This window comes from Paenibacillus sp. FSL H7-0714, assembly GCF_038003765.1.
GTDB lineage: Bacteria > Bacillota > Bacilli > Paenibacillales > Paenibacillaceae > Paenibacillus_AQ.
Genome location: NZ_JBBOPT010000001.1, coordinates 6,893,795 through 6,905,759 on the forward strand (window position 1 = coordinate 6,893,795; position 11,965 = coordinate 6,905,759).

Consider the following 11,965-nt stretch of genomic DNA (forward strand, 5'->3'; position numbering starts at 1 on the left):
ACCTATAGCACTTTAAAGTACGTACTATACTTAAATGACTCATGCCTTCATAATTGCACTTACCGGCCGGTGATTATCAGAGTGTAGGAGTGAGAGACATGTTGTTAAACCAAAAAAGAAGTACCCTGGCACTCCTGGCTTTAGCCATTAGCGCCTTTGCGATCGGAACCACCGAGTTTATCAGTGTAGGGTTGCTGCCTTTAATCGCTGATGACCTGAATATACCGCTGACCACAGCTGGATTAACTGTTACTTTGTACGCTTTAGGGGTAACCTTTGGCGCCCCAATCTTAACGTCGCTGACCACGGCGATATCGCGCAAAACATTATTGCTTATCATTATGATTGTATTTATTATCGGCAATAGCCTTGCCGCGGCTGCGGACAGTATTACAATTCTGCTAATAGCTAGAGTAATATCTGCCCTTTCGCATGGTCTGTTCATGTCGATTGCTTCGACCATTGCCGCCGACCTTGTGCCTGAGAATCGTAAAGCCAGCGCTATTGCGATCATGTTCACAGGGCTAACCGTAGCTACTGTTACCGGTGTGCCACTGGGCACCTTTCTAGGGCAACAGTTAGGCTGGAGAGCTGCATTCATCGCCATTATTGCCATCGGGCTTATAGCGCTCATCGGTAATCTGATCTTGGTCCCTGCCACAGGGCTGCGCAAAGGAACCCGAACACCGCTTCGCGAACAAGTCAAACTCGTGAAGAACGGACGGTTACTGCTTGCCTTCGCAATCACTGCTTTAGGGTATGGAGGTACCTTTGTAGTCTTTACTTATTTATCTCCACTTCTCCATGAAATCAGCGGTTTCAAAGAGAGTACCGTTGCCATCATCCTTCTTGTTTATGGCATAGCGATCGCCATCGGCAACGTCATTGGAGGCAAATTAGCCAACCGTAACCCTATGAATGCCCTCTTCTACATGTTTGCTATACAAGCTGTTGTACTGTTCGTCTTAACCTTTACCGCACCCTTCAAAGTGGCTGCACTACTTACGATCTTCTTTATGGGATTGTTAGCCTTCATGAACGTACCTGGTCTACAAGTACACGTAGTTACACTTGCAGATCGATATGCTCCGAGTGCGCGAGATGTGGCATCTGCGCTGAATATTGCTGCTTTTAACGCTGGCATTGCCATCGGGGCCTATCTTGGCGGTATCGTCACGGATCATATGGGACTGATTCATACCACTTGGGTGGGTGCTATAATGGTTCTGTCCGCTGTATTCCTAACCGCTTGGAGTCGTGCGCTGGAGAAGAAAGATGAGACTCTTCTCCAGTCTGAGGCTGCTTAATCAGCCTTGCCTTAACATACCAATCAAACTCTTAAATATCTCAGGAGGTAATTTTATTATGGCTCAACATCTACAGGATACAACTGCATTACACAACGGGGTAAACATGCCTTGGCTTGGACTTGGTGTATTTCAAGTCGAAGAAGGCTCTGAGCTGATCCAAGCGGTCAAATCTGCTATTGCACACGGCTACCGCAGCATCGATACAGCAGCGATCTATCAGAATGAGACTGGCGTAGGTCAAGCGATCAAAGAAGCTTTGCAGGACAACAACCTGTCCAGAGAAGAGCTTTTCGTAACTTCAAAGGTCTGGACTGCAGATATGGGCTACGAAGAAACCATTGCCGCCTACGAAGCTAGCCTAGCTAAGCTTGGACTTGAATACCTTGATCTATATCTTATCCACTGGCCTGTAAAAGGAAAATATAAAGAGACTTGGAGAGCACTTGAAACCTTGTATAAAGAGGGACGCGTAAAAGCGATTGGGGTCAGCAATTTCCAGATCCATCATCTTGAAGATGTGATGAAGGATGCGGAAATTAAGCCGATGGTAAACCAAGTGGAGCTCCATCCTTATTTGAGTCAGCAAGCGCTGCTTAGCTTCTGCCAGGAACAAGGAATTCAACTGGAGGCTTGGTCTCCATTAATGCAAGGGCAATTGTTGGATCAGCCTGTACTGAAACAAATTGCAGCTAAATACAGTAAATCCGTAGCTCAAGTGATTATCCGTTGGGACCTGCAGCGTGGAATTATTACCATTCCAAAGTCTACTAAAGAGCACCGGATCATCGAAAACGTAGATGTGTTTGATTTTCTGTTAACAGAAGAGGATATGAATCTAATCAACGCTCTGAACCAAGATCAACGGATAGGTCCTGACCCTGATAATTTCGACTTCTAAGAGATTAACCGCTAGGTTAAGTAACAGTAAAAAAAGACCCTATCTTTCAGAAATGAAAGAGGGGTCCTTTTTGTCTTTACGCCCCTTGCACTAGCACAATAAGGATCGGCAACACAAGAAAGGAAGCAAGCGTCGTCCATAAAATACATTTGGATACCAGCTCTGGAGAGGCTTCAAATCGTTCCGCTAATACCACCGCGTTGACGGCAACTGGCATGGAGGCCAGAATCAGCAGCACAGAGAATAAAATACCATCAATATGCAGAATAGATAATCCGAGGTATGCCACTAATGGAGCTAAGATTAATCGAATGATCATCCCTGTCCAAAAAGTAGACCGACCCTTACGTTCAGATGACATGGTTCGTACTTTGACCATCTGTGCACCCAGAATCGCCAGTACGACTGGTGAATAACCTCCGGCAACCATGGAGACCCCTGTAGCAAGCTCAGAAGGTAAATGCAGGTCAAATATTCTAAGAAAAAGTGCTAGCATAGCTGCATAGATGGCTGGGAGAGAGAACACGGACTTTACCGCATTTTTCACCGAGAACTGCGATCTAGCCGCAAAATAAACGCCCACAGTATTCACGATAATCATCTGCCCAATCACATAAACAGAAGCCTTATCGAGCCCAAGCTGTCCGAAAGCCAGCAACACCAAGGGAAGTCCATAATTCACACTATTCGTAAATGTCGAGACCAGAGTCAATCCCGATATTTCAGAGGGGCCGAGCTTCAATAACTTTCCGATGATATTTGCAATCGCCCATAAAAAGCACAGATTTAGCAGCGAAAAAGCGAGCGTCTTGTAAATATCATCCATAGAAATCTCGGCCGTAGCCAGTGTATTAAGAATAATAGCCGGCGTTAAAAAGTATAAATAGAGCGTCAATAACGGCTTGGTATCCAAATTCTTAAACCGTCCAAGCAGTGCACCGACGATCACCGGAATGGATAATGGCACGATGACTTGATACAACGTTGATAACACGCTCTGGATCATGAACAGTACTCCTCTGCTCTAAGTTACTCTAAACTATAAGCGCAACAGAGCAAGACGTCTAAGATATGAAATCAATATACACAATAGCCATTACCTATAATTAAAAAAGGTCTCAACCCCTATAACGAGGTTGAGACCTTTTTATCATGTGTTACATCATTTTGATTTCAAGCAATTCATATTTGATGATACCCATTGGTGCGTTTACACTAACGATATCCCCGACTTTTTTACCCAGCAATTCCTTGCCCAGCGGACTTTCATAGGAAATCTTGTTGTTTAGGACATCTGCTTCAGCAGCCCCTACAATTCTATATTCAATCTTCTCGGAGTATTCGATATCGTTCAGGGTAACGATACAACCCATACTAACCTTTGACAGATCCATCTGACTCTCATCTACGATCTTGGCTTTGGTCAGCATTTTCTCCAAAATCATAATACGAGTCTCCATGAACGATTGGTCGTCCTTGGCCGAATGGTACTCGCTATTTTCCTTCAAGTCTCCATAGCTGATCGCCAATTTGAGCCGTGCTGCCAATTCCTTGCGCCCTGGGCCCTTCAATTCCTTCAGTTCTTCCTCTAATTGAGCCAATCCTTCTTTGGTCAAGAACACTTCTTCATTAGACATGTATACAACTCCTATTTTGGATGCTTTTTAATATTTTAACCTATATTTCACATTCATGCGACAAGCATAAACGTCTTCGGCGTCCTTGTAAGGACGGTAAGCGTTTAAGCGAGAAATATAAAAATTAAAGTATAGGTGCAAAACCTATACTTTCTTATATTTAAATAAAAATCCCTGCCACAATTGAACATTGGGCAAGGATGTCAATGCTGCATCATTATTCTGGCAAATGCTCTTTACAGAAAAGGAGTAATGCTGCTTCCTCGTCCTCTTCCATATCAAAGTCAAGCAACTGACCTGTTGTTGTCTCCTGTAGATCATAACTCACGATGCTAACTTGATCTTCATCCACTTTAATAATCGCTCTAGCGGATACTCCGTTCTCTACATAGAGCTCATCATCTTCTGGAACATCCAGTTGAACCACGAATTCATACCGTTTACCGGTTAGTATACCAAAAGGATCTTTAACATTCTCCACGTTGTAGCTTGTAAATGTCAACATTGCTCAATCAACCTCTTTTCCTAATACCTGCCACGTCATTGTATCACAAAAAGCTGCATGAAGGGGTCGCCCGTCCCTCAAGCCATAGCTTTCGACTTCTTGATCTGCTTGCTTCGCAATTGTCCGCAAGCAGCATCAATATCTACACCATGCTCCAGACGAGTGCTTACGCTGACGCCCTGCTTCTTCAAGGTATCAAAAAAGGCTCGTACGGTCTCCCGCTCGCTTCTTTGATATTGACTGTGCTCATCGACTGGATTATAAGGAATCAAGTTCACATTGACGAGCTGGCGCCGGTCGCCGATTAGCTCGGTCAGCTCAAGCGCATGCTCCTTGCCGTCATTTACATCCTTCATCAGAATGTATTCTAACGTAATTCTGCGATTTGTTTTTTCCAAATAATAATCTATGGACTCCATTAGCTTCTCAATTGGAATGGCCTTGTTAATCTTCATAATCTTCGTCCGCAGCTCATTATTAGGCGCGTGAAGCGATACTGCCAAGTTCACCTGTGTATTCGCATCGGCGAATTCAACGATTTTGTTAGCAAGCCCACTCGTCGATACAGTAATACCTCTTCCTGCGATGGCTAATCCCTTGTGGTCCTTAATAATCGATAAGAAATTGAGCAGGTTCTTGAAGTTGTCGAACGGTTCGCCAATTCCCATGACTACAACGTGACTAACCTTTTGTTCGAGGTTTGCTGCATCCAAATGCTGCTGAACCTTCATAATCTGCTCTACAATCTCACCGCTGGAAAGATCACGACTTTTCGCTAACAGTCCACTAGCGCAAAAGCTGCAGCCGATATTACATCCAACCTGAGTAGTGACACATACGGACAAACCGTATTTCTGTCTCATGAGCACCGTCTCGATCAGGTTGCCATCCTTTAAACGGAACAGGAACTTGATCGTCCCATCCGCAGACTCCTGCTTCACATGTTCTTCCAGCGTATGGATCACATAGTGCTGCTCCAATAATTCTACACAATCTTTATTTACATCGAGCATTTCTGAGAATTCTGTAATCCGCTTCCGATAAAGCCAATCCCAGACCTGCGTAGCTCGAAATTTTTTATGTCCACGTTCTAACAGCCATGCCGCCAGTTGATCAAAAGTTAATCCATAAATGGATTCCATATTCATTCGTTATCCTCTTTTCAAAACATTAAAGTTCAGTCCATCACTACTCATTGTCTCAAATTTTTTTTATTTAAACAAGGGGAGTTGTAACGAAGCGTCGAAGTTTACACCATTAGAAGTCCGTTCTATGAAATTACATCTGAGGAGAGATCGAATCAAATGAGCTCAACCACAATAAAAATCATCGGTTTTGCCCTTCTAGCTGCCGTTCTAATCTTTGGTGGCTTTTTACTGTATATTACCATTACCGATTATAAGCCGAAGGAGACTACTCCACTAACGGTAAACCATAATCAGGAACAAATGATGAAGCATGGAGAACCTTTAGCAATAACAACCTTTAATATTGGCTATGCTGGTCTGGATAAGGATCAGGATTTCTTTATGGATGGCGGGACCAAATCACGTTCAAGCAGCGAGGAACAAACGAAGACAAATCTTGAGGCAATAGCCTCTCTAATGACTACTTCAGGCTCAGATTTATTTATGTTGCAGGAGGTAGATATCGATTCTTCTCGTAGCAACCATATAGATGAAGTCTCCTTGTTATCGAATACCTTCTCTGATTACAGCAACGTATTCGCAACGAACTACAAGGTGCCTTGGGTACCGATTCCCGTTCTTGATCCGATGGGCTCAGTAAATAGCGGTTTATTAACCTTATCTAAATTCGGTAGCACAAGTAACGTTAGATATGATCTTCCGGGAAAAGAAAGCTGGCCTCGTCAACTGTTTGAACTTGACCGCGCCTTTTTGGAGAGCAGATTCCCCGTCGATAACGGGAAAGAACTGATCCTGATCAACCTTCATTTATCAGCCTTTGACCAAGGGGGAACGATTCGCAAGCAGCAATTAGAATATCTTTCTACTTATATTCAGAGAGAGAATGATAAAGGCAATTACCTCATCTTAGGCGGAGACTGGAATCATTCTTTACCGGGCACAACCCCTGAGGCCTTTGAGACTACACAAGCTTGGCCAGAATGGCTGCAGCAGTTCCCTGAAGATTTCAAACCGGAGGGCTTTCAATGGGCTGTCGATGCTAAAGTGCCGTCCGTCCGGACACTTGATGTAGCTTATTCAGAAGGTGTGAATTTCCGGGCTGTAATTGATGGCTTCCTAGTTTCACCGAATATCACAATAAGTGGCGTACAGGGCCATGACCTATCTTTTGAACACAGCGATCATAACCCTGTAACAGCTACTCTTATTCTAAGATAAGACCCAATCATGGATCATTGATGTTATTTAAAAATGACGAATTTCATGTTTTTGCCTTTTAGATACTGAATGATAGCAGGCAATGCCTCTACGGTAATCTTCTTTTCGTGAAAAAGATATACAGCACCGGACGGATCAGTATGATGAACAAATTGAATGACGTCTTCTGGGGTCTTGCGTCTCCAATCCTCGGAATCACGATTCCATAACAATACTTTCATCTGCTGTTCTGTCACTTTGGCTGCTAACTTATCATTAATCGCACCATATGGCGGCCGAAAAACAGTAATCGGCGATTGAATGATTTGCTCCAATGCCTGGTTAGCCTTCGCCAAATTATTCTGATTCTCGTTAGCCCCATTGTCGGTCATCTTGCTATGATCCCACGAATGACTTCCAATCGACATCTGATGTTCACTCGCATACTTAACCGCTTCCACATTATGAGCGACCTTATTCCCAACAAATAAAAAGGTGGCTGCCACCTCATGTTCTACTAGAATATCTACGATTTCTTTCGTATACTTCGACGGACCATCATCAAATGACAAGGCCACGTAACCCTTCGGCAGGCTATAGGTGTATTTATTCCCGGTTAATTTAATCTCCTCATACCGCTGTGTTTGTTCTTGAGGAGGCTCTGTAGGTTCTGGTGTAGGTTTAGAAGGTTCTGGCGTAGGCTCAGACTCCTCTTGCTGGCTAGGGGTCGTTTCTATTTTACCAATAGGAGGAATGAACGGTAGAGAGACTATTTTCTCGATCCCCTCAGCGCTGGCGCCAAGTAGGGGACCTTCCAATCCTTCTGCACGGTCCATATCTTGACCACCCATTCGAAGAGACAACAATATAACGACTAAACAAGCGAACATGATACTCTGCAGTCTAAGTCTTCCAACCCGTTTTTTGCTCTTCTTTCTTAGCCTGCGTGCTGGAGGTATAGAGGGCGGCGTAGTTTCAACAGTAATCTCTTCCTGTACATGGGGATCGTTCACTTGCTTTAATTGAAGAAGCTGAGACACATAATATTCAGAGCAGGCAAAATACATAGTTTCGCTGAAGGTTTGGTTCATAATAATCAGTGTGCTGTAATAACTATTACGAAATGGATCCCACTTCGGATACAATGACAATCTCATTCTTTCCCCGAAAAAGGGAGCCAGCGCGTTTAGTTGTTCATATGTAAATTCGTCTATGTTTAGCATGCGTCTGGCATACCCAATATCACGGGTTAAACCTACTTCAATCTGATAACCGGCCTGTTCATGCTCAAGCGACAGCAACTCAATCATTAGAACAGTGCTCGGTTCATTCATTGCCATGAATCTTATGTATCTCCGTTTTCGTCATTTCGTCCCGCCAGTGTGCTTCCATTCCCAAAAGGAACGGTCATACGATTTGTAAAATCGCTGATCATACCGGAGAGATATGCTTTTTCTTGGCGGATCGTATCGTATTTCTGTCTTAAATGCGCGTTCTCAGTTTCAATCCGTCCGAGTTTCTCTTCCAGATCATTCATCTTCTTGAGCTTCTCTGCATGAGCTTCGTTATGCTTTTGGATCAGATTTACATACTTTTGATGCTCCAGATCGATCGTACTCTTTAATTCTTCAATCTCTGCAGTGAGGGTAGTCTGAAGCTCCCGATAATCTTCCAGCACTTGATCGACTTTCAGATTCTTCTCAATCAATTTATGCTCAAGCTCTCGAACGTTCTTCTCTCTTTCCTCAATCACTTTATTGAGATTCTTCATGTCCCGGTTCAAACGTTCAACATGGCTGCTGGAATGAGTCAACCGATCCTGAAGTTCATTAATATTCGTCTCAGCATGCTGTCTGGCCTGAATGATCTGCTCCACGGAGAAGATCAAATCGAGTGATTTTTTATCAAGCGGCGCTTTCCCTGTAGTAACCACTCCTGCTAAAGTCTCGCCAGCAACCTGTTCCTCTACTTCCTCGCCCTGCTCTTCTGATAATTGCACCTTTTGAACCATACCCGGTTTGGACTGCTTATCCACTGAATCTTTCTTTTTAAAAAAGGGAGAAATCATTGATCTTATCACCTCAATTATAAAAAAATGTCAAAAAATGTCGAGTGCCCACGAGTCTATTATAGTTTACTTATCTTGTCTGTAAGTGAGCCTTTATATCTAACTTTTTGAATTGGATCAAAAGACCTAAATTCTTGCCAATAACAAGAAAAAAGCACCCTTGCGGGTGCTCTGGTTTTAATTAAATTTATCGGGGAATTGTTTAACAATACCTTCGGTTAGTATATCTCCAAACATAATCATATGCTCGAGCCCTTTATCGAAAGCGACGATCTCGGCATCCCAATCCTTTTTAGCTCTAGCTGTCACATCATCCGTTATTAGCTCCAAATGTTCATGAAGCATCTCCTTCAATTGTTCATACGAATATTTGGGATTCTGTGCGCTAAGGAACTTAGCAATGTCGTCAGCGTTGTCATACCACTCTTTATTGTATTTTTCCAAATCCGACTGATTACCTGCTAGTGCAGCAGCAACTACCTTTCCGGCAATAAGGATATGCTCCCGCAATAATTGAGCTAGCTTATCACCTACTGCCTCACCGTAATACGGCTTATAAACATTCCCTATCTCCTGCTGATTCTGTAGCAACCTTGCCAGTACCTTCTCTTTGTCCTCGGAATTCGCAAAGGCGCTAACTATGTAGTTTTTCGTCCATATCACATGGTCGCTCCATAGTTTCCTAAGATTATCCTTAAGCTCTATTACAGAGGGCGTAAAGCATTGCTTGTGTGAACTCTTTTTCTCTTTGGCTGCAGCATCGGCAGTTACAGGCATTACACTAACAACAAGGAACATACACATAAAAACTAACTTCGCAATCAAAAACTTAGGCTTCAATATGACCTATCTCCTTTTAAGCATCTATTAACAATCTTGTATAGTGTGTACCGATACTCTTATTTCATTCCTATCTTCTTGTACATAAAAAAAAAAGCACCGTCATTAGACGGCGCCTCTCCCTTAAACTTATCTGAACATCACTTTATCTACATTGTATTTAGACTTCAATTCATTAATGATATACGTTTCGTAGATCTCTCTATGAACGGGGCTCTCGATTAAACTTACATCAATTCTGGTGACCTCGTCCCGATGCAGCTTAATATCAGATACGGTATCTTCAAAATGTTTTTTGATTCTGGGTCTTAGCTTTCTCGCTTTACCTACAAACAACAACTCATCTTGGTCATTGTAGAACATAAAGATACCGCCGTAATCTCTAGGAATTAGGTGGAAATCAGTGAATCCGTAGATATTGCTTAGCTGCGGGTTGATTTGTTTAGTAATACTAACATCCACATTGGGCATAGTTATGTTGATCATTTTAGCTCACGTCCTCTTTCTATATAGGAGTAAATAGTATCATAAGTTTGCCTTTTATTCTATCTTTCACACCCTTGTTCAAATGGATTAGTGGGAATTTAACCCAAATAACGCTCGTATTTACCACCGTTTAGGATCACAGGTTCTTTGGTTAAATACAGCGTCTCATCCTGAATGAAAAATACAATAAAAGTTAATTATAAATTCCCACTGGAAATATTACTAAAAAATATGACGTTATTCAGAACCTTCTCGCCAAAGGGTTGTGATTTTCCTCATGAGGGTATTATAAATATTAAGGTAGTGTAGAGTTGCGTTAACTTCATGAAAAGAGCAATTAGCATCAAGGGGGATTTGATTCATGTCAGCAACAGACAGGCAAAAAATTGTAGATAGTGTCCCACAAACCGGATTTTTTGGACATCCCAAGGGACTATTCACACTCTTCTTTACTGAATTTTGGGAACGTTTTTCCTATTATGGCATGAGAGCGATCCTTGTTTACTACATGTATTATGAAGTAAGCAAAGGCGGGCTCGGATTTCCAGAGGATATGGCCCTTTCGATTATGTCTATCTATGGATCACTCGTATATATGTCTGGAATTATAGGTGGATGGCTTGCGGATCGGATTTTCGGGACTTCGAAGGCTGTCTTTTACGGCGGCGTTCTAATTATGTTTGGGCATATTTTACTGGCGATACCGGGAAATGCCACGCTATTCTTTTCTTCGATGATTATGATCGTGCTTGGAACCGGACTTCTTAAGCCCAATGTATCAAGTATTGTAGGCGAAATCTACAGCGAACAAGATAACCGCCGCGACGCTGCTTTCAGCATTTTTTATATGGGTATTAATCTCGGCGGATTCATCTCTCCACTGATTGTAGGCGCTGTAGGTATGAATAATTTCCATCTCGGTTTCTCGATTGCCGCGGTGGGCATGTTTATTGGATTAGTTGTTTACGTAGTGACTCGCACCAAAAATCTAGGTCTGGCAGGTACGATTGTACGCAACCCGATTCCAGCCGAACAAAAGAAAAAATTATTTACTTGGATTGGCATTGGACTAGTTGTGCTTGCTGTATTAGTTACGGTCGGCATTCTTACTGGAATACTCACCTTTGAGACATTCATTAAAATCGTAGGGGTGTTAGGGCTACTTATTCCTACAATGTACTTCATTGTGATGTACCGCAGTCCCAAAACAACAGCTGTAGAGCGATCACGGATTCTCGCGTACATCCCTTTATTTATTGCTTCGATTATGTTCTGGGCGATTCAGGAACAAACTTCAACAGTTCTAGCAAGCTTTGCTGATAAGCGTACCCAATTGGACTTTGCAGGCATACACATTTCTCCAGCTTGGTTCCAATCGCTTAACCCGCTGTTTATTATCGCCCTTGCACCTGCATTTGCATGGCTTTGGTTAAAGCTCGGTAACCGCCAACCAACGATTCCACAAAAGTTCTCGCTTGGTTTATTGTTTGCCGGTCTGTCCTTCCTAGTAATTCTGGTACCGGCTTACTTCGGTGGAGCCAATTCACTGGTGAATCCATTATGGCTGGTTCTCAGCTACTTTATCGTCGTCATTGGGGAACTATGCTTGTCACCTGTTGGCTTATCAGCAACAACCAAACTGGCACCAGCTGCCTTTACCGCTCAGATGATGAGTATGTGGTTCTTGTCCAATGCTGCTGCGCAAGCTATTAATGCTCAGATTGTGAAGTTCTATACCCCGGATACCGAGATGCTGTACTTCGGAGTTATCGGCGGAGTAGCCATTGTGCTCGCGTTAATTCTCTTCCTGTTCTCTCCTAAGATTCAGAATTTCATGAAGGGTATTCGATAAACATATAAGGCTGTCGAGATTAGT

The 11,965-nt window shown here is 42.9% G+C and carries 12 protein-coding genes; 4 read left to right on the forward strand and 8 right to left on the reverse strand.

Annotated features, from left to right (window positions below; all coding sequences use genetic code 11):
- The first annotated feature begins 98 nt into the window (after positions 1 to 98).
- Both NST34_RS31015 and NST34_RS31020 read left to right on the forward strand, forming a co-directional pair.
- Positions 99 to 1,307 carry an MFS transporter gene (locus tag NST34_RS31015; RefSeq protein ID WP_076284942.1) on the forward strand — a complete coding sequence of 403 codons (1,209 nt, stop codon included), beginning with the start codon at positions 99 to 101 and terminating at the stop codon, positions 1,305 to 1,307.
- Positions 1,308 to 1,365: 58 nt separating this feature from the next.
- Complete coding sequence (locus NST34_RS31020) at positions 1,366 to 2,208, forward strand: aldo/keto reductase (RefSeq protein ID WP_341129427.1); 843 nt, start codon at positions 1,366 to 1,368, stop codon at positions 2,206 to 2,208.
- A 76-nt stretch (positions 2,209 to 2,284) separates the two neighbouring features.
- Here the strand turns inward: NST34_RS31020 and NST34_RS31025 are convergent, their stop codons facing one another.
- The 4 genes from NST34_RS31025 to rlmN all read right to left on the reverse strand — a co-directional run bounded on the left by NST34_RS31025 (position 2,285) and on the right by rlmN (position 5,498).
- Entirely contained in the window at positions 2,285 to 3,214 is a 930-nt protein-coding gene (locus tag NST34_RS31025) for an AEC family transporter (protein WP_076298012.1), read from the reverse strand.
- A gap of 151 nt (positions 3,215 to 3,365) precedes the next feature.
- Entirely contained in the window at positions 3,366 to 3,845 is a 480-nt protein-coding gene (gene greA / locus NST34_RS31030) for a transcription elongation factor GreA (protein WP_042131553.1), read from the reverse strand.
- 217 nt (positions 3,846 to 4,062) lie between these two features.
- Positions 4,063 to 4,350 carry a DUF6509 family protein gene (locus NST34_RS31035; protein WP_042192802.1) on the reverse strand — a complete coding sequence of 96 codons (288 nt, stop codon included), beginning with the start codon at positions 4,348 to 4,350 and terminating at the stop codon, positions 4,063 to 4,065.
- 77 nt (positions 4,351 to 4,427) lie between these two features.
- Positions 4,428 to 5,498, reverse strand: coding sequence for a 23S rRNA (adenine(2503)-C(2))-methyltransferase RlmN (rlmN, locus tag NST34_RS31040; protein ID WP_042192804.1), 1,071 nt, complete (start codon positions 5,496 to 5,498; stop codon positions 4,428 to 4,430).
- A 156-nt stretch (positions 5,499 to 5,654) separates the two neighbouring features.
- Between rlmN and NST34_RS31045 the strand changes: the two genes are divergently transcribed.
- Positions 5,655 to 6,716, forward strand: coding sequence for an endonuclease/exonuclease/phosphatase family protein (locus NST34_RS31045; protein WP_341129428.1), 1,062 nt, complete (start codon positions 5,655 to 5,657; stop codon positions 6,714 to 6,716).
- 23 nt (positions 6,717 to 6,739) lie between these two features.
- Here the strand turns inward: NST34_RS31045 and NST34_RS31050 are convergent, their stop codons facing one another.
- From NST34_RS31050 to NST34_RS31065, 4 genes are all read right to left on the reverse strand, one after another.
- On the reverse strand, positions 6,740 to 8,035 hold the full coding sequence (locus tag NST34_RS31050) for a polysaccharide deacetylase family protein (protein ID WP_341129429.1): 1,296 nt from the start codon (positions 8,033 to 8,035) through the stop codon (positions 6,740 to 6,742).
- A gap of 5 nt (positions 8,036 to 8,040) precedes the next feature.
- A complete protein-coding gene (locus NST34_RS31055; protein ID WP_341129430.1) occupies positions 8,041 to 8,763 on the reverse strand; it encodes a hypothetical protein in 723 nt (240 codons plus the stop codon).
- Positions 8,764 to 8,940: 177 nt separating this feature from the next.
- Complete coding sequence (locus NST34_RS31060; protein ID WP_340973416.1) at positions 8,941 to 9,603, reverse strand: glycosyltransferase; 663 nt, start codon at positions 9,601 to 9,603, stop codon at positions 8,941 to 8,943.
- 129 nt (positions 9,604 to 9,732) lie between these two features.
- On the reverse strand, positions 9,733 to 10,089 hold the full coding sequence (locus NST34_RS31065; protein ID WP_042192814.1) for a nucleotide excision repair endonuclease: 357 nt from the start codon (positions 10,087 to 10,089) through the stop codon (positions 9,733 to 9,735).
- A 361-nt stretch (positions 10,090 to 10,450) separates the two neighbouring features.
- Between NST34_RS31065 and NST34_RS31070 the strand changes: the two genes are divergently transcribed.
- Complete coding sequence (locus NST34_RS31070) at positions 10,451 to 11,941, forward strand: peptide MFS transporter (protein WP_076298016.1); 1,491 nt, start codon at positions 10,451 to 10,453, stop codon at positions 11,939 to 11,941.
- The last annotated feature ends 24 nt before the right edge of the window (positions 11,942 to 11,965 follow it).

Coding starts and splice junctions, on each gene's coding strand:
- NST34_RS31015 (WP_076284942.1), top strand. CDS start 99: ATGTTGTTAAACCAAAAAAGAAGTACCCTGGCACTCCTGGCTTTAGCC.
- NST34_RS31020 (WP_341129427.1), top strand. CDS start 1,366: ATGGCTCAACATCTACAGGATACAACTGCATTACACAACGGGGTAAAC.
- NST34_RS31025 (WP_076298012.1), bottom strand. CDS start 3,214: ATGATCCAGAGCGTGTTATCAACGTTGTATCAAGTCATCGTGCCATTA.
- greA (WP_042131553.1), bottom strand. CDS start 3,845: ATGTCTAATGAAGAAGTGTTCTTGACCAAAGAAGGATTGGCTCAATTA.
- NST34_RS31035 (WP_042192802.1), bottom strand. CDS start 4,350: ATGTTGACATTTACAAGCTACAACGTGGAGAATGTTAAAGATCCTTTT.
- rlmN (WP_042192804.1), bottom strand. CDS start 5,498: ATGAATATGGAATCCATTTATGGATTAACTTTTGATCAACTGGCGGCA.
- NST34_RS31045 (WP_341129428.1), top strand. CDS start 5,655: ATGAGCTCAACCACAATAAAAATCATCGGTTTTGCCCTTCTAGCTGCC.
- NST34_RS31050 (WP_341129429.1), bottom strand. CDS start 8,035: ATGGCAATGAATGAACCGAGCACTGTTCTAATGATTGAGTTGCTGTCG.
- NST34_RS31055 (WP_341129430.1), bottom strand. CDS start 8,763: ATGATTTCTCCCTTTTTTAAAAAGAAAGATTCAGTGGATAAGCAGTCC.
- NST34_RS31065 (WP_042192814.1), bottom strand. CDS start 10,089: ATGATCAACATAACTATGCCCAATGTGGATGTTAGTATTACTAAACAA.
- NST34_RS31070 (WP_076298016.1), top strand. CDS start 10,451: ATGTCAGCAACAGACAGGCAAAAAATTGTAGATAGTGTCCCACAAACC.